This window comes from Haloarcula sp. KBTZ06 (assembly GCF_048595605.1).
Classification (GTDB): domain Archaea; phylum Halobacteriota; class Halobacteria; order Halobacteriales; family Haloarculaceae; genus Haloarcula; species Haloarcula hispanica.
In genome coordinates this window covers 2,204,140-2,219,727 of record NZ_CP184337.1, presented here as the reverse complement: position 1 = coordinate 2,219,727, position 15,588 = coordinate 2,204,140, and the positions used below count along the sequence as shown (strand labels likewise).

At 66.0% G+C, this 15,588-nt stretch carries 17 protein-coding genes; 3 read left to right on the top strand and 14 right to left on the bottom strand.

Annotation, left to right across the window (positions count from 1 at the left end; genetic code table 11):
* Window positions 1-137 precede the first annotated feature (137 nt).
* The 5 genes from ACNO8S_RS11590 to ACNO8S_RS11570 form a co-directional block, all read right to left on the bottom strand.
* The gene (locus ACNO8S_RS11590) at window positions 138-1,442 is read right to left on the bottom strand and encodes a hypothetical protein (protein WP_420181942.1); all 1,305 of its coding nucleotides are present in this window, start codon (window positions 1,440-1,442) and stop codon (window positions 138-140) included.
* 85 nt (window positions 1,443-1,527) lie between these two features.
* Window positions 1,528-1,866, bottom strand: a complete 339-nt coding sequence (locus ACNO8S_RS11585) for a DUF4112 domain-containing protein (protein WP_420181941.1) — start codon at window positions 1,864-1,866, stop codon at window positions 1,528-1,530.
* 68 nt (window positions 1,867-1,934) lie between these two features.
* Window positions 1,935-3,389: a Na+/H+ antiporter NhaC family protein gene (locus ACNO8S_RS11580; protein ID WP_151103695.1), complete on the bottom strand. Its 1,455-nt coding sequence runs from the start codon at window positions 3,387-3,389 to the stop codon at window positions 1,935-1,937.
* 272 nt (window positions 3,390-3,661) lie between these two features.
* Window positions 3,662-5,584 carry an ABC transporter ATP-binding protein gene (locus ACNO8S_RS11575; protein WP_420181940.1) on the bottom strand — a complete coding sequence of 641 codons (1,923 nt, stop codon included), beginning with the start codon at window positions 5,582-5,584 and terminating at the stop codon, window positions 3,662-3,664.
* Window positions 5,585-5,653: 69 nt separating this feature from the next.
* On the bottom strand, window positions 5,654-6,451 hold the full coding sequence (locus ACNO8S_RS11570) for a DUF429 domain-containing protein (RefSeq protein WP_420181939.1): 798 nt from the start codon (window positions 6,449-6,451) through the stop codon (window positions 5,654-5,656).
* Window positions 6,452-6,556: 105 nt separating this feature from the next.
* Here ACNO8S_RS11570 and ACNO8S_RS11565 point away from each other — a divergent pair, with 105 nt between their 5' ends.
* The gene (locus ACNO8S_RS11565; RefSeq protein ID WP_004517194.1) at window positions 6,557-6,715 is read left to right on the top strand and encodes a DUF7559 family protein; all 159 of its coding nucleotides are present in this window, start codon (window positions 6,557-6,559) and stop codon (window positions 6,713-6,715) included.
* Window positions 6,712-7,236, top strand: coding sequence for an Hsp20/alpha crystallin family protein (locus ACNO8S_RS11560; RefSeq protein ID WP_004957992.1), 525 nt, complete (start codon window positions 6,712-6,714; stop codon window positions 7,234-7,236). Before ACNO8S_RS11565 ends, ACNO8S_RS11560 begins: the two co-directional genes overlap by 4 nt.
* Window positions 7,237-7,266: 30 nt before the next feature.
* On the opposite strand, the gene ACNO8S_RS11555 is transcribed toward ACNO8S_RS11560, so the two are convergent.
* The 5 genes from ACNO8S_RS11555 to ACNO8S_RS11535 form a co-directional block, all read right to left on the bottom strand.
* A complete protein-coding gene (locus tag ACNO8S_RS11555) occupies window positions 7,267-8,370 on the bottom strand; it encodes an NAD(P)/FAD-dependent oxidoreductase (RefSeq protein ID WP_420181938.1) in 1,104 nt (367 codons plus the stop codon).
* On the bottom strand, window positions 8,371-9,156 hold the full coding sequence (locus ACNO8S_RS11550) for a DUF7388 family protein (protein ID WP_420181937.1): 786 nt from the start codon (window positions 9,154-9,156) through the stop codon (window positions 8,371-8,373).
* Window positions 9,157-9,226: 70 nt separating this feature from the next.
* The gene (locus ACNO8S_RS11545; protein WP_008312395.1) at window positions 9,227-9,847 is read right to left on the bottom strand and encodes an NUDIX hydrolase; all 621 of its coding nucleotides are present in this window, start codon (window positions 9,845-9,847) and stop codon (window positions 9,227-9,229) included.
* Window positions 9,848-9,936: 89 nt separating this feature from the next.
* Window positions 9,937-10,407, bottom strand: a complete 471-nt coding sequence (locus ACNO8S_RS11540; protein WP_014041070.1) for a DUF7109 family protein — start codon at window positions 10,405-10,407, stop codon at window positions 9,937-9,939.
* A gap of 32 nt (window positions 10,408-10,439) precedes the next feature.
* Window positions 10,440-11,576, bottom strand: coding sequence for an MFS transporter (locus tag ACNO8S_RS11535; protein ID WP_044951980.1), 1,137 nt, complete (start codon window positions 11,574-11,576; stop codon window positions 10,440-10,442).
* Window positions 11,577-11,695: 119 nt separating this feature from the next.
* Here ACNO8S_RS11535 and ACNO8S_RS11530 point away from each other — a divergent pair, with 119 nt between their 5' ends.
* Window positions 11,696-11,866 carry an HVO_0758 family zinc finger protein gene (locus tag ACNO8S_RS11530; RefSeq protein WP_004517187.1) on the top strand — a complete coding sequence of 57 codons (171 nt, stop codon included), beginning with the start codon at window positions 11,696-11,698 and terminating at the stop codon, window positions 11,864-11,866.
* Here the strand turns inward: ACNO8S_RS11530 and ACNO8S_RS11525 are convergent, their stop codons facing one another.
* From ACNO8S_RS11525 to ACNO8S_RS11510, 4 genes are all read right to left on the bottom strand, one after another.
* Window positions 11,867-12,952 carry an aldo/keto reductase gene (locus ACNO8S_RS11525; RefSeq protein ID WP_014041068.1) on the bottom strand — a complete coding sequence of 362 codons (1,086 nt, stop codon included), beginning with the start codon at window positions 12,950-12,952 and terminating at the stop codon, window positions 11,867-11,869. It lies immediately after the preceding gene.
* A gap of 72 nt (window positions 12,953-13,024) precedes the next feature.
* Complete coding sequence (locus ACNO8S_RS11520; RefSeq protein WP_014041067.1) at window positions 13,025-14,209, bottom strand: DHH family phosphoesterase; 1,185 nt, start codon at window positions 14,207-14,209, stop codon at window positions 13,025-13,027.
* A 49-nt stretch (window positions 14,210-14,258) separates the two neighbouring features.
* Window positions 14,259-15,149 carry an SDR family oxidoreductase gene (locus ACNO8S_RS11515; RefSeq protein ID WP_420181936.1) on the bottom strand — a complete coding sequence of 297 codons (891 nt, stop codon included), beginning with the start codon at window positions 15,147-15,149 and terminating at the stop codon, window positions 14,259-14,261.
* A complete protein-coding gene (locus tag ACNO8S_RS11510) occupies window positions 15,146-15,574 on the bottom strand; it encodes a DUF5791 family protein (protein WP_420181935.1) in 429 nt (142 codons plus the stop codon). The genes ACNO8S_RS11515 and ACNO8S_RS11510 overlap by 4 nt, the downstream gene beginning before the upstream one ends.
* Window positions 15,575-15,588: the final 14 nt, after the last annotated feature.

Genomic DNA, 15,588 nt, shown 5'->3' with positions numbered 1-15,588 from the left:
CCTCTTAGTGTCCACCGACAGCCGGGTGGACTGCTCAAGCTGGATGGCGGTTTCTGCCTCTCTCCAGTTTCCGGACGAACAGGAACCATAGAACAGCACGCACACGTTCGCTGTAGCTCTTCGTAGCGGTGTCAATACTACAGTTCGAAGAGGTAGGCGGGACTCGGCCCATCAAAGGCGGGAGAGCCAACGAGCGCGGTCGTGCCATGGAGCGCGACTGCAAAGCCGAACTCGGCGTCCTGTTTGGGGTTTTTCGGGACCAGCCGTCGCGTCTCGGTCCAGTCGTCGGCCGCCCTGAACACGTAGGCGTGGCCGGACGCACCTGCCTTGGGTGCCCCGAGGACCGCCACCCCGCCAGTGTACGCCACCGACCAACCGACGTCGTCTCCCGAACCGGCATCCGCGGCGGTGAGCCGGGCCCGCTGTGTCCACTCGGTTTCGGTTCGCTCGAACACGTACGCACTGCCGCCCCCGTCGCCTGGAGCGCCGACGACTGCCGTGTCGCCGTCGAGCGCGACCGACTGTCCGAACAGGCTATCAGCCACCGAGTCGTCGGGTGTGAGTAGCATCTGTTGTGACCACTCGCCGTCCGCCCGCTCGTAGACAAACACCGCGCCTGTCTCCTGGCCGTCCTGCTCGGCGTAGGGCGCACCGACCAGCACAGTGTCGCCAGCAACCGTGACGGCGGTTCCGAAGAGGTTCTCGGCGTCGCTTCCGAGCGCGCCCTCCTGTGTCCAGTCCGTTCCGTCGCGACCGAACACGTACGCGCTGCCGCTCCACGACCGCATCGTCGTCGGATCGTTGTTGTCGCCGACGACAACCCGTTCGCCGTCGAACGCGACTGACCGGCCGAACTCATCCCTGTCTTCGTTGGGGACAAACTGATGCCGCTGTCGCCACTGGTCGTCGTCCCGCGCAAAGAGGTAGACTGCGCCCCCTTCGGAGCCGGCTCCGGGGCCACCGAGAATCGCTTCCTCACCGACCATCGCAGCCGAGATGTTGTAGCCGCCGAAGTGCTCCTCCTCGTCAGGAGTCAATACAGTTGTCGGTCGCCAGCCGCCGTTAGCCTCGAACACGTAGGCCCCGTCGCTTTCGGCGAGAACGACTGCGGCGTCCGCCGACAGTGCAACGGCCCGGCCGAACTCGTCGACGGTCCCGTTCGGAGTGGGGGTGAACACAGGCGTTCCAGCCTCCTCCGCCACCGCTGGTGAGGCTGTCTCGGTCGGACTCGAAATGGCTGTCGTGGTCTCCGTGCGCCCCGCAGAGGGGGTGGACGTCGCCGGCTTATCGGCCGTCGACGGGGACAACGTCGCCGTGGGTGTTGCCGTCCGTGTCGGGGTGGCTGCCTCATCAGCGCCGCTGTCGGTGAGTACATTACAACCGGCCAGTCCAGCGGGGAGTGAGACGCCAACCGCTCGAAGGAGGGTACGTCTGGAGACCATTTCGTAGGGCGTCAAAACCTACGTATAAACGTTTTATGGGGTCCCAGAGCCGGTATCAGGTCCGAATCCACGACGCCGTTGCGTCTCACTCCGAAACCGCGGCGGCGACCAGTTCGGCGTTCTTGACGTTGGCCTTCCAGTAGGCGTCGAAGAGGTCACCGACGACGGGGACGGTTCCGAACAGCATCTCCACCGCGATGTTTGCGAGCAGTCGGAGCAGCGTCCGTTTCGGGACGCCGAGTCGAATCGCCTCTGCGACGATGTACAGCGAGCACACCGCAGTGGCGACGTCGCCCGCGACCGGGAGCAGGCCGATTATCGGGTCGAGACCGACACGGAGCGTTGTGCCGGGTACGCGGACGCTCTCGTCAAGGATGTGAGCGACGGTTCGAATACGGCCCAGTGCTGCCGGTTCCGTGTCCATAGCTGACACACGAGTGGGTGCCTAATGGGCGTGATGCCTGAGCGACAAGTCGGCACCGGTCCACACACTCAGTCGTCGGCGACAGCAGACGACGGGGCCGAATCAGCTTGTTGGGACCCGTCATACCGTCCGCCGAACAGCGTTGTCGCAAACAGGATCAGCGGCGAGAGGAACGCGAAGAAGTAGTACGGGGCGTAGGCAAGCGTTCCGACCCCGAAGACTGCGGACATATAGACGGCACCGGCGTGCCACGGGAAGAGCGCGCCGGTCGGGGTTCCGGCGGACTCGATAGCCTGTGAGAGGTCGTCGCTGGCCAGACCGCACTCGTCATAGAGGTTCCGTAGTGTGAGTCCGGGGACGACGATGCTCATGTACTGCTGGGCCGAGAAGGCGTTGACGAAGATGGCCGAAACGCCGGTCCCGACGACTAAGCTGCGCGGGCCGCGGACAGCAGTTGCGAGATGGTGTGCGAGCACGGCGAGGACGCCGGTCCGCTCAAGGAGCCCACCGAGACTGAGAGCCGCGACGACGACGGCAATCGTCCAGGCCGACCCCGAGATGCCACCGCTTGCCAGCAGGTCGTTCACGAGGTCCATCCCCGTTTCAGGGGCCGTCCCATCGAGAAAGACAGTCCAGGCGGCAGTGAACGACCGGCCCTGCACGAAGATGGTCGTGAAGGTCCCGGCGAAGACACCGGCGACTAGCGTCGGGAGCGCGGGGATCCCGTACAGCGCCAGCCCGAAGGTGACGACGAGCGGGAGAAGCACCAGCACCGAGAGGTCGTAGCTGCCCGCGAGTGCGCCCTGTATCTCGGCGACGCGCCCGTCCGGGATTTCACCGACAGTACGCAGCCCCAGCGCAGCGTAGAGCAGGACTGAGAGGCCAAACGCCAGGACGGTCCCGTTGCGCATCGCCCGGATGTGGTCGTAGAGGTCGGTGTTCGTCACGGCGGCCGCGAGGTTCGTCGTATCCGAGAGGGGGGACTGTTTGTCGCCCGCGTAGGCACCCGAGAGGATGGCACCGGCAGTCATCGGTGTTGGCACGCCGAGACCGGAGCCGATGCCGATGAAGGCCACGCCAAGAGTGCCGGCTGTCGTCCACGACGACCCAATAGAAAAGGCGACGACCATCGCAAGCAGCGCCGTCGCCGGCAGGAACACGTCCGGCGTCAGTATCGAGAGGCCATAGTACATCAGCCCGGGGATAGTCCCCGCGCTCACCCACGTCGCGATGAGTCCGTAGATGATGAACAGGATGAGAATGGCCTGCAGCCCCATCAGCAGACTGTCCGCGAGGCCCTCGTAGAGGTCGTCCCACGAGTAGCCGAGCCAGTATTTGCCGACTGCGCCAGTCAGCACGATGCTCCAGAGCAACGGCCCGTGTGGGGCCAGCTTCAGATACCCGGACCCGATGCCGAGGAACAGAACGACACCGAGTACGGGGACCAACGCTTGGAGTACCCCGGGACGGCGCTCCGACGGGATGTCCTCGTACGTCAGCGGTTCGAGAGTGAGTGATGTCACGCTTACGCCGACCTAATAACTCATATGTATTAAAAAGAGCGATAATATCTCTGTAGTGCATATGAGAAAGTATCTCTTTCGAAGGCACTGTTATCAAGTACCACTATCACAGACGCAAAGCGGGACTAATGTGCACTTAGTATGCGTCCCTCCAGCGGCTCACGCTGGTTGGTGTGGACCGGGCTTAACGGGCTACTCAATGGGTTCTCGACGGTACTAGGGCATCTCGGCGCTGCTGACCCAGTACCGGCGGCGGCCGAACAGACGCAGTCTCAGTCGTCGGCGCTGACCGTTCGGTCGTCGGCCTGGGCGTGCCAGAGATCGGCGTAATCGCCGTCGGCCGCGAGCAGGTCAGCGTGGCTACCCCGTTCGACGATTTCCCCGTCGTCCATCACGACAATACGGTCCGCGTCCTGAATTGTCGAGAGGCGGTGGGCGATGACGAAGGCGGTGCGGTCCGCGACCAACTGTTCGATGCTCTCCTGAATCCGGTCTTCCGTCTCCGTGTCCACGTCGCTGGTCGCCTCGTCGAAGATGATGATCTCGGGGTCGTTCAGCAGAGCGCGAGCGATGGCGACCCGCTGCCGCTGGCCGCCCGAGAGTTTGATGCCCCGCTCGCCGATCTGCGTGTCGTACCCATCCGGCAAGTCTTGAATGAACTCGTGGGCCTGTGCGGCTTTCGCCGCATCGCGGACACGGTCGCGTGCGGTCTCCCAGCCGACCTCTTCGGTCTCCTCGTCCAACTGTTCGGCGTCGAGTACCTCGCGGTCGCCGTAGGCGATGTTCTCGGCGACGGTCCCCGAGAACAGGTACGGCTGTTGTTCGACGATGGCGATTTCGCCCCTGAGGCTCTGGAGGCCGTACTCGCGCACGTCGACGCCATCCATCCGGACCGCACCAGCATCCACGTCGTGGAACCGCGGCACCAGTTTCAGCAAGGTCGATTTGCCGGCTCCGGTCGCCCCAGCAAGGCCGATTGTCGCGCCATCGGGCACGTCAAGCGACACGTCGCGGACGACCGGCGGTTCGTCACCGTAGCCGAACGTCACGTCGTCGAACTCGACCGACCCGTCGATGTTGTCGGGTTCGTACGGGTCTGCGGGGTCGGTGACTTCGGGGTCCTGACCCAGCAGCCCGAACACGCGCTCGGCGCTGGACTTGGCGAGCTGGTACTTGTTTGCGGAGCGCCCGATTCGGCGCATCGGCGAGTACAGCCGGCGGATATACAGGAAAAACAGGGCAAACGCCCCGGTCGACAGCGCCGCTTCGCTCTCGGGAGCCGTGATGAAGTCCATCCCGGCGACGTACAGAATCAGGACGAACGCGATACCAGTAAGCAGTCGCAGGCCGGCGAAAAAGGCCCGGCGGATACGCAGGGCGGCTACCTTCTGGTCGTGATACTCCTGGCTCTGGTCGGTCACCCGCTTGCGCTCGAAGTCGTAGCGGTCGAACGCTTTGATGACTGGCGCGCCGCTGAGGTTGTTCTCTAACCGGGTGTTGAGGCGGGATACTGTCTGGCGGATGGAGCGGTATTTGGGCTCAATCCAGGTGAGGAAGAAGCCACTGGCGATGCCGATGAGTGGCACCGGGCCGAGCGCGATGAGCGCCAGTTTCGGAGAGTACCGATAGAGGATGACCGCGATACCACCGACGGTCGCCACCACCCGAATCATCTGGCGGAACTCCGTGTTGAGAAACGACTCCAGGCGGTTGATGTCGCTGTTGAGTATCGACATCATTCCGCCGGTCTGGTGGTTCGCAAAGAAGGACAGCGAGAGGTGTTGCAGGTGGTCGTAGGTGTCGTTCCGGAGGTCCCGCTGTATCTTCTGGGCGCTCGACTGGAGGAGATATCTGGAGGCAAAGCGCGTCGCCGACCGAAGGAGATAGGCGATGGCTGCGATGGCGACCAGCCGCTGGAGGAACGCGATACGGGCGGCTTCGCCCGTGATTTGGCCGGGCGGCAACAGGCCGGCATCCGTCAGCAGCCCCGGCTCGCCGCTGCTGAGGACGACACGGTCGATGGCCGCGGCGACGATTATCGGCGGCACGAGGCGGGCGAACCGGGTACAGAACGCCGCCAGAATGCCGACGAGCAGACGGAGCCAGTAGGGGGTGGCGTAGCCGACGAGGTTGACCATCGGGTGGCCGTCGACGTTCTCGCGGACGCCCTCGAAGCCGCCCTGGTCGTCAGGCATAGACGCTAGTTGGTCCGGAAACTGATATATGCCGGGCTTCGACCCGGAGACGGTGACTTCACTGCGTCGTCAAACGTAGATACAGCCTTCACTGTCGGGACCCGAGACGGGCGGTCCGGCACCGTCGGCCAGCCGGCCCGCCGAAACCACGGCGGCCAGCGAGTCCAGCGCGTCGTGGTTCCCGAGGTAGGTATCGCGGTGGTCGCCGACGGTGACGCTACAGGCTTCGACCGCCGTGACGTTGGCCTCCCGGCGCTGCCGGGGGTCGTCGACGTTCTTGTACCCCTCGCGGTAACACCCCAGCCAGCCGAACGTCGCGGCGGGGTACACCTCGGCGACGAGCGTGTCGGCGTCCCAGCCCTCCATCGGTACCACGGCTGTCGTCTCGTCGTCTCGCAGTTTTCCGAGCACGTCCCGGACGCCGTAGAAGGTCATACTGCGCGTCCGATTCGTGTAGGGACACAGCGCGCCGCGTCGGAAGTCCGTCTCCCGGCGCAGGTCACGGCTGCCGGTCGCCATCTCGGCGGTGTGCCGACAGGCCTCCGAAAGCGACCCCGGGTCAGTCGGGCCGCTACCGCTCGCAAGCCAGTCGACGAAGCTGTCCCAGGTCCCCCCGCACTGCGCGTCAAGCAGCGCCTGTGGCAGACTGAACGGGAAATCCAGCCCGACAGCGCCCACATCATCGTCGGTGATGCGATCGAAAAGGCCAGCGTGAGCCGCTTCACGGTCCCGGCCCCATTCGTCCGTCCCGCGGTAGCACCGTTGAATCGTCAGCCCGTCTTCCGTCGGGATCGCCTCGGTGACCCAGAGCGCGTCGCCAGCGGTCGCTGCGCCGCTGAAATCCACCCCGAGGACGCGTTTACTCATACACCCGAGTACGCCGGTGACGGTATCAATGTTGGGACTGGCACGAACGGGGTGGCCCCTTCCCCGTCCGTAAGGGGTTTGTCCCCGACGGACCAACGGAATAGTATGCCAGCCACTATGGAGGTCGTCTGCACGGACGACAGCTGCGAACTCGACATGTTCGAGATGCACTACACGTACGATATGCCGGACGATGTCGAACTCGCGGCGTTCTCCTGTCCGTACTGTGGCGGGACGGACTGTCTCGACGAAGTGGAACTATGATGCGGGACATCGGCTCCTCGATCAGCGACGCGATCTTCGAGAACATCGGCCGGGCCGCCGGCCGGGTGCAGGAGAACAAGCCGCTGGCCTCGGACCTGCTGGAGTCAGACGATGCCTACCTCGTCGTCTTCGACGCGCCCGGCACGACGGCGTCGGACATCCAGGTCCGGTACGTCGACGACCGCGTGGAGGTCCGTATCGACCGCTTCCGCGATTTCTACGATGGATTCGAAATGCGCTACCCGGGCCGCGGGCTCGCACTCGACGGGAGCGTCACGCTGCCGAGCGATGCCGCTGTCGACCCGGAGACAGCGCAGGCGACGCTCAAGAGTAACGGCACGCTCCACGTCCGCGTCCCGAAAGCCGACACGGACCACGACGAGGACGAAGCAACGGATGTCGGCGTTGCAACCGATGATAGCGGGACTGCTGAGGTGACTGACGCGGATGCAGACAGCGAAACGGCTGATGTTGAAGACGTGACCGACGCAGCTGACGAGGGCGAAGACGACGACGCCTGATCCTTCTGTATACTCCTTCTCACAGCGTATTCACTCGTTCCAGTCACGCGTCGGGTCGTCCAGCGCGGCGAATTCTTCGGAGCCGTCGAACCGCGTTGGGTCGACCCGGTCGGGCAAATGCTCGGAGAGCGGATTCGGGCGATTGAGAACGTCTGCGGCGAGATAGTCGCCCATCGCTGGCGCGCGCATGAGCCCGTGGCCCTGCCAGCCGGTCGCCACCCAGAGCCCGTCGGCGACCTGCCCGGCCAGCGGCGCGCCGTCTGGCGTCGCTGTACACAGACCAGACCAGGCTCGGTCACAAGCCGGCGAGAGCGCCGTTGACTGCTCGACACGGTCGAGGCTCCGAGTGACGAACTCGGCGTCAGCCTCCGGGTTCCACTCCGTCGGGTCGACCTCGTGTGCGCCGTCGCCGACCAGCAGCGCGTCGGCTTTCGGCCGCCAGTAGAACTCCCGCGTCGCGTCGTAGAACGACGGCAGGGCGGCGTCGACCGGCTCGGTTACGAGCGCCTGTGCCCGGTAGGCCTTCAACGCGAGCGAGACGCCGACAGCAGCGACGAGTGGCTTCGTCTGCGGGCCGGCCGCAACGATCACTGCGTCGAACGTCCGCGTCTCGTCCGGCGTTTCGACGGTCGTCGGCGACGCGAGGGAGACTGGGGTTCCCGTCTCGATATTTGCCCCGTCCGCCCGGGCCTGCTCCGCGAGCGTCGCCACCACCGCGTCCGGGTCGAGTACGCCAGCATCTCGGGCGAGGCCGGCCACTTCGATACCACTGATGTCCAGCGCGGGGTAGCGGTCGCCGAGTTCCGCTGGCGTGAGCGCCTCGACTGCCACACCGTTTCGCCGCATCCCCGCGATCTGCTCGCGGACGGCCGTGGCGTCGCTCTCGTCGCGCGCGACCCAGACGTAGGGCTGTGGCTCGAACAGGTTTAGGTCGCGGTAGCGAGCGAGCGCGTCCGCGGCCACGGCCGCGTCTACGTCGTCAGCGAACGCGTCGTAACAGAGGCCGGCCGCGCGACCGCTTGCACCGCTTCCCAATCCGTCGCGTTCGAACACCGTCACTGACGCGCCGCGGCGAACCAGTGCCGCTGCGGTCGACAGGCCGACGGCCCCGCCGCCGACGACGGCGACGTTCATTTACGAGAGGAAGGGGTCGAGTCCACGCGCCGGATAGCCGACAATCGTGTCGACACCGATGTCGTGGAGTCGCTCGGTTCGCTCGGCGACTGTCTCGACGGAGCCGACGAGCGCGTAGTCGCGGATGGCCTGTTTGAGTACGTCTCTGGCCCGCCCCGTCGCTCGGCTGTCCGTCGGTGCGCTATCGGGCAGTGCGTTCCGAACCGGGCCGCGCCGGGCCGCGTAGTCGCCGACGGCGTCCAGCATCGCGTCCTCGCTGTTCGAGAGCACGAGCGGGGCGTAGACGGCAATCGATCCCTCGAAGCCGGCCGTCCGGAGCGTCCGCACGTCGCGGGCCGTCGTCCGGGAGAGGAGTTCGTACTGCGTGCCCCCGACCGCCAGCGCGAGACGTTCGATGCCCTCGGTGCCGACCCAGGGGTCGCTGGCGTCGTCGACGGCCGCCCGCAACCGTGGTGCGACGGCCCGTTCGGCCTCGTCCTCCGAGAGATATGCGCTGTGGCCGGCGACCAGTACGTGTCCCGCACCTGCCGGCAGCGCGTCGAACCCGCTGTCGTCGCCCAGCGGATCGAAGCCGTCGGCCCGGACTGGCGCGGTGACGCGTACGTCGGCGGTCGACGCCAGTCGTTCGATAGTGTCCGTCTCCGGGACGTGAGCCGCCCCCTCGTAATCGATTGCGAGCGTCTCGATGTCGAGGCCCGTCGCTCGGGACACGTCCACTTCTGTCGGCTTGAGCGCCACCGCGTCGATGCCGGCGACCGCCAGTGTCGCACCGGTAAGCGTGGTCATCCAGTACGCGATCAACGTCTCGGGGTCGCAAAATCCTGTCGCTCTCGGCCCTACCACAACCCACTCTGTGTCACTCTGCTTCGTCGCGCACGCTCGGCGGGAGGTCGTCGTCCGGCTCCATGTAGCGGTCCGGCTCGGGCGGCATCCGCCAGTCGGTTGCGAGTTCGAGCAACTGGACGAGCATCCGCGCCGTCGCGCCCCAGACGGTGTAGCCGTCGACGTAGAAGAAGTGGAGCCGTATCTCGCCGTAGTGAGGGTGGTCGCGGTGCTCTGACTCGTAGTTGTCTAAGTCGGTCAGCTCCGATACCGGCAGGGTGACGATCTCCGCGACTTCCTCGTCCGAGGGCAGATAGTCGCGGTCCGGGATCCGGCCGACGAACGGGCGCACGGAGTAGCGCGTGATGGTCCTGATGTCGTCCAGCCGGCCGACGACGTTGACTGCCAGCGGGTCGAGTCCGATCTCCTCGTTGGCCTCCCGGAGCGCCGTCCGCAGCAGGTCCTCGTCTTCGGGTTCGCGGCCGCCGCCGGGGAACGACATCTGCCCGGGGTGGTCAGACAGGTGGTCAGCGCGTTTCGTGAACAGTATCGCCTCGCCCTCGGGTCGCGTGACCACCGGGGCGATGACGGCGGCCTCCTGTGGCTCGTCGTCCACGACGACTGGCTCGTGGGCCGCGACCCGGTCGAACTGCATAGCACATCGTAGGTACCCGAGCGTCTTAATTCGGGTGGCTCACTCCTGCGAACTAGCCGATTTAATGGTGCAGAATACGGATGTCGGGCTCACACGTCGTCCAGACGGTCGCGGAGGCCGTCCATTTCAACGCTCTCCCAGGCTTCGATGTCGTAGCTCACGTCGAGCAGTGTCTCGACGCGGTCCTCGTCGCCGTTCTTGACGGCCATCACCGCGTCCTCCCGGAAACGGGACTTGACGGCCTCGATGACAGCGTCGCGCGCGAGGTCGCGGGACGGGACGTCCATGATATGCGGGAGGTCGGCCGCGCCGTCGGGCAGGGCCGGGAACGCGACCGGGCCGACTACCAGCAGCGTCTCGTCTGTATCGGCGGCGTGGTCGTCGACGGCGACGAGGTGATACGAGTCGATAGCGCCGTCGATGGCCGCCGCGACCGCGTCCGGGTCGGCGTCGACGCCCTGCTTGAAGGCGAGTTCGCCGCAGGCGTCGACGAGTTCCGCTCTGGTGAGCGAGCCGAAGAGGTCGACGACGCCAGCCAGCTCGTCCGGTTGCAGGTCCATACAGGTGACGCGGCACCGAGCGGCTTCAGCCTTTAGGCTCGGGCTGCGCTCGGCAGGCGACCGTCGAGGTGCAGCGACACCATCGCAACGAGGACGACGAGCAACGCGATTCCCATGCCGCGAAGCAGTGTCGGAAACGTGACGCCGGCATCAAGCAGTCGGCCGACGAGCGCGCTCCCGGGGGCCTGCATCACCATCATTCCCGCGCCGTAGGTGGCGTAGGCGCTCGCGCGGTGGCGGTCCGGGAGCGAGCCGAGCAGGTACGCGTCCACCGCCGGGAAGATGCTGTGGATGACGTAGCCGACGACGACGCTGAACGCGGCCAGCGACCAGAATCCGGTCAGTGACGGGAGCACCAGCACACAGCCGGTAAAGGCCGCCAGAATCGTCAGGAGATACGGAATCGACGGGAGACGGTCGGCCAGCCGACCGCTGACGTAGAAGGCCGGTACGCCGGCGCCGAACGCGAGCAACAGCAGCGTTCGACCTAACCCCGCGGACAGCCCAACGCTCGTGGCGTAGGTGACGTAGAAGTTGAACAGTCCGTTCCAGACCAGGCCCGCGACGCCGATGGTGGCGACGCTGGTGACGATGATGTGCCACTGGGCGCGCGCCGCGCCGAGGAGGTCGCGGTCTTCGCTCCCGGCGTCGGGGAGTTGCGAGCGTCTCGCAATGAGCGTGAACGCGATGGTCACCAGTCCCGCGGCGACCGCTATCCCCTGCAGCGCGGTCCGCCACGTTCCGACGATGAGTACGAACGAGATCAGCGCCGGCGCGCCGACGGCGGCGAGCTGGGAAGCGACCCCATGTTGCCCGAGGGCGCGGCCGGGCCGCTCCGGGTACAGTTCGCTGACCAGCGTGTTCGCCGCAGTCAGGTAGACGCCGCTGGCAAGCCCCATAGTGAACGCGCCGACGAGCAACAACGTCGGGTCGAACGCGAACGCGGTGAACGTCGTCCCGAGCGTCAACACGACACCGGAGCCGAAGATGACCTTCGCCCGCGATATCCGGGTCAGCAGGACGCCGGTGGGAAGCCTCGGGAGGGCGCTCCCGGCCCAGGCCATCGTTGCGAGCAGTCCGAGCGTCGCATCGGACGCACCCGTCGTCGCCCGGATCGGCTCGATAAGTGGTGCAAAGACGACTCTCGCGAGGTTGATGCAGAACACCATCCCCAACAGCGAGCCGAAGATACGGCGACGAGACACGACCGGTGATAGACCGGAAGCCATGAACAACGTTCCGGAACGCCGCCACGGGGTTTTTACACGCGGGTAGCACACTGGCAGGTATGGACTCAGTGAGGAAGGCCCTCCGGGCCGGCGACGTCGAGAAGGACAACTACGGACGGCTCTCCTGTACCAGCTGTGACGAGCCGCTCGCGACGGAGAACGACCCGGACGAGGTCGGGAAAGTGCGCGTCTGCCCCGAGTGCGACGGTAAGTGGAAGGAACTCAGCTAGCTACTCGAAGACGGCGTCGAACGCGTCCGCACCGAGCGGCTCGTACCGACCGGCATCGACGTTCTCCCGGGCGTGCTCGACCGAGCCCGTGCCGACCAGCGAGCAGGTCACGCCCGGCGCGCTGCGTGCGAAGTTGATGGCGCGCTGTGCGCTCGTCTCGCCCGAGAGCTTCGCCGCCACGTCGTCTGGGACCGCTGCGGCCAGCTTGCCCTGCATGATGGATGCGCTGGTGAACACGTCCAGCCCGGCCTCGTGAGCGAACCACAGCGCCGACTGCGCCCCCTCCGCGCCGTCGTGGGATTCGACGGTGAACGCGTCGGCCATCGAGACGTTGAACGGCAACTGAATCGCGCGGAGATGCGTCGCCGCGTTGCCGACCGTCTCTGCCGCGGCGCGTGCGCGCTCGACGACCTCGGGCAGCGAGAGATAGCTGTCGTGGGCAGCGGCCACGCGGAACGCCTCCCACGTCGCGACACCGTAGTGCTCGATGTCGCCGGCTGCAGCGCGCTCCTCCAGTCGCTCGAAGGTTGCCTCTAGCTGGTCGTACACCGCTTCACGGGACTTGGATTTCAGTTGCGTCTCCGGATTGTGGACGTAGTAGAGGTCGATGGTGTCCAGCCCCAGATTCGCGAGCGAGCGGTCGACCTGGTCGTCAATGTAGTCGGGCGCGATGCAATGCTGGCCCGCGACGAGGTCGTCGCGGTCCACGATGCCGGTGTCGAGGTACTCCGACCGGACGAACGCGCCGGGGTCCGCCGGGCGCTCTCCGTCGAACGGGATGAACCCTCCTTTCGTCGCAACGGCAATCGCATCGCGGTCCACCTCGGCGTCCGCGACGGCGTCGCCGACGACCCGCTCGGAGCGCTGGTGACGGTAGTTTATCGCCGTGTCGACGACGTTGATGCCGGATTCGAGTGCCGTCACGATAGCGTCGTGGTAACTCGCGTCCCGCTCGTCGGTCGGGTCGCCGAGGTACGTTCCGATGCCGATGCTGGAGACGACGCCGTCGCCGAACCGCCGGTAGAACGTGCGCGCGAACTCGTCGTGGTCGTCCCGGTACGCCCAGGTCGCCTCCCGTGTGGCCATACCGGGTGTTGGTCGGGCAGTGACAAAAGGACAGAGATTCACTGGAGTCGGCGACAGCGCAGGAGTCGCCTGTCACAGTTCGCCGCTCATCGCATCGAACACCCGCTCGCGGAAATCTTCCCGGGAAACGCCGTTACTGGGGCCGAGGCCGGCCATGTGCTCGACCGGGACCTTGCCGCCGCCCATCCGAGCGTGGCCGCCGCCCTCGGCCATCGGGATATCGTCGACGACGGCCTCTATCGCCCGGCCGATGTGGACCCGGTCGTCCCGCGAGCGCCCGGCGATGCGCATGGTCCCTTTCTTCTCGCCGACAACGACGACCGCTGAGACGCCCTCTAACGTCTCCAGTTCGTCCGCCGCCTGCGGAATCGCGTCCGTGTTCGACACCTCGCCCACATCACTGAACGCGTAGGGCGCTCGCACCTCTCGTTTCCCGATGGCTCGGGATTTCACGTCGAGGACTTCGGCGTCGACCTGCGGGTTCGCGATGCGGTTGAGCAGGTCGCTGTCCATCCCATCGTAGAGGTACGCGGCAGCCGCGAAGTCCTCGGACTTACACCCGTTGGTCAGCGACCGGGTGTCCGACTGGATACCGTACATCAGCCCCGTCGCCAGCGCACAGGGGATGGTCTCTGCCGGTGACGCGTCGATATCGATACCCCCGTTCCCCTGTGTGTCGCTGAACTCGAACTCCAACTGATTGAAGTAGCTCGCGAAGATGGTCGCACAGGCCCCGTAATCGGACCGGATGTCCGTGAACTCGTCCCCGCTGCCGTTGCCGGGATGGTGGTCGATGACGGCGACCGGTTCTATCTCTTCGGCACCGGGGAAGCCGCGTGCCGTGTTGTGGTCGACGAGGACGACTGCCTCGCCGTCGATGTCGTCGACAGTCTCGATGTGGTCGAAATCCAGATCCAGCACCGTCTGGAAGGCCCGGTTCTCCGGGCGGCGTATCTCCCCGGGGTACAGCAACGACGCTGACGTATCAGTGCCGGCGACGAGTTGGTTGACGGCCAGCGCGGAGGCCATCGCGTCCGGGTCCGGGTTCGGGTGCATCAACACCGCGATCCGGTCGTAGCCGGTCAGCGTCCGACGCAGTCGCTCGCCGGGCGTTCGGCTGAGATACCGACGCAACCAGATGCCGGCACCGAGGAGGGCGAGGAGGACCACAGCGACACCAGCGACCAGCAGGGGGTTCTCGCTAGCGAACGCCGCGGCGGCGTCGATCTGGAGTCCACCGGCGGCAACGCGTGTCATACCACGCTGTTCGCCAGCCTATCAGTAATAAAGTTCGCCCCCGATACAGCTAATTTTGCCGGTATTCCCGGACGGCGTCGCGGTACCCCTCCCGGAAGGTCGGGTACTCGAATTCGTAGCCCAGTTCCCGAAGCCGATTGTTCGAGCATCGCTTGCTCGTCTGGATACGGCGCTTCGCCGTCTCCGAGAGGCTGTCGTCGGCCAGTCGTTCCGCTGTCGTCTGTTTCGGCGGGAACGGGACGTCACACTGTTCGGCCAGCCAGTCGGCGAATGCCCACTTCTCGACGGGTTCGTCATCGACGACCAGCACGACTTCGTTACGGTGGTCCTCAGTCAACAGGTGACGCACGGCACCGGCCGCGTCGGCACGGTGGACCATGTTCAGGTAGCCGGCCGTCACCGGCCCCTCCAGATACCGCTCCAGCCGGTAGCGGTCCGGGCCGTACAGGCCGGCAAAGCGAGCGACGGTACCGTGACCGCCGTGTTCCACGGGGCGCTCGCGGGCGACCCGCTCCGCTTCGGCCAGCACTTCGGTCTTCTCGGTCTGTGGGTCCAGCCCTGTCTCTTCGTCGACCCACGCGCCGTCGTGGTCGCCGTAGACGCCGGTACTGGAGGTGTACACTAGCCGCTCAGGAGGATCGGCCCGCGACCAGAAGTGGTCGATGGCCGTTTGGAGTCCCTTGACGTACACCTTGCGGGCAGCCTCGGCTCCCCGCCCGCCAGAGCTTGCGGCAAAGACGAGCCAGTCAGTGTCCGGCACCGCCGACAGCGACTCGGGGTCGGTCACATCGGCCCGGACGGCCTCGAAGCCGGCGTCCTCGATAGCTTCGATACCGCCGTCCGACCGGCGAACGCCCACGACCTCGTAGTCGTCGTGCAACTGCCGCCCGAGTTCGAGGCCGACGTAGCCACAGCCCAGAATGGCGACGCGCTCCGTCACCGCTTTTCCCCCTCGATGTGGCTGTGCAGGAGGGCGTACTCGGCCAGCGTCACCGGATGTCTGCCCTCGATTTTCTGCTGAATTTCCTTTGGCTCCAGTTCGTCGTCGATGCCGGAGGCCAGCGATTCTACGTCCATCACGGCCGTCGTCATCCCCATCAGGAGGATATCCTGCGCCTCGGCTTGCAACGCGTCGGCGTCCGGCCGGTTCGGTCCGGTCGCCAGTACGGCGACCGCCTCATCGAGTGTTCGGTCGCCGATATCGCCGTCGACGAACGCTGTCACTGTCGCCCGGTCGAGACCGGTCGTGGCGACGATTTCCTCGACGCCGACTGTCTCGACTGTCTCGGCCAGCACGGTGCCGTAGGCCGCCAGTAACTCCTCGTGGGACTGCTCGCCCGCGTCCGGAAACTCGCCTCGAAGCATGGGTGTCGGTATGG

Excerpts from the sequence above, each read along its gene's own strand:
- ACNO8S_RS11590 (WP_420181942.1), bottom strand. The coding sequence starts at position 1,442 with ATGGTCTCCAGACGTACCCTCCTTCGAGCGGTTGGCGTCTCACTCCCC.
- ACNO8S_RS11585 (WP_420181941.1), bottom strand. The coding sequence starts at position 1,866 with ATGGACACGGAACCGGCAGCACTGGGCCGTATTCGAACCGTCGCTCAC.
- ACNO8S_RS11575 (WP_420181940.1), bottom strand. The coding sequence starts at position 5,584 with ATGCCTGACGACCAGGGCGGCTTCGAGGGCGTCCGCGAGAACGTCGAC.
- ACNO8S_RS11570 (WP_420181939.1), bottom strand. The coding sequence starts at position 6,451 with ATGAGTAAACGCGTCCTCGGGGTGGATTTCAGCGGCGCAGCGACCGCT.
- ACNO8S_RS11565 (WP_004517194.1), top strand. The coding sequence starts at position 6,557 with ATGCCAGCCACTATGGAGGTCGTCTGCACGGACGACAGCTGCGAACTC.
- ACNO8S_RS11560 (WP_004957992.1), top strand. The coding sequence starts at position 6,712 with ATGATGCGGGACATCGGCTCCTCGATCAGCGACGCGATCTTCGAGAAC.
- ACNO8S_RS11555 (WP_420181938.1), bottom strand. The coding sequence starts at position 8,370 with ATGAACGTCGCCGTCGTCGGCGGCGGGGCCGTCGGCCTGTCGACCGCA.
- ACNO8S_RS11550 (WP_420181937.1), bottom strand. The coding sequence starts at position 9,156 with ATGACCACGCTTACCGGTGCGACACTGGCGGTCGCCGGCATCGACGCG.
- ACNO8S_RS11545 (WP_008312395.1), bottom strand. The coding sequence starts at position 9,847 with ATGCAGTTCGACCGGGTCGCGGCCCACGAGCCAGTCGTCGTGGACGAC.
- ACNO8S_RS11540 (WP_014041070.1), bottom strand. The coding sequence starts at position 10,407 with ATGGACCTGCAACCGGACGAGCTGGCTGGCGTCGTCGACCTCTTCGGC.
- ACNO8S_RS11535 (WP_044951980.1), bottom strand. The coding sequence starts at position 11,576 with ATGGTGTTCTGCATCAACCTCGCGAGAGTCGTCTTTGCACCACTTATC.
- ACNO8S_RS11530 (WP_004517187.1), top strand. The coding sequence starts at position 11,696 with ATGGACTCAGTGAGGAAGGCCCTCCGGGCCGGCGACGTCGAGAAGGAC.
- ACNO8S_RS11525 (WP_014041068.1), bottom strand. The coding sequence starts at position 12,952 with ATGGCCACACGGGAGGCGACCTGGGCGTACCGGGACGACCACGACGAG.
- ACNO8S_RS11520 (WP_014041067.1), bottom strand. The coding sequence starts at position 14,209 with ATGACACGCGTTGCCGCCGGTGGACTCCAGATCGACGCCGCCGCGGCG.
- ACNO8S_RS11510 (WP_420181935.1), bottom strand. The coding sequence starts at position 15,574 with ATGCTTCGAGGCGAGTTTCCGGACGCGGGCGAGCAGTCCCACGAGGAG.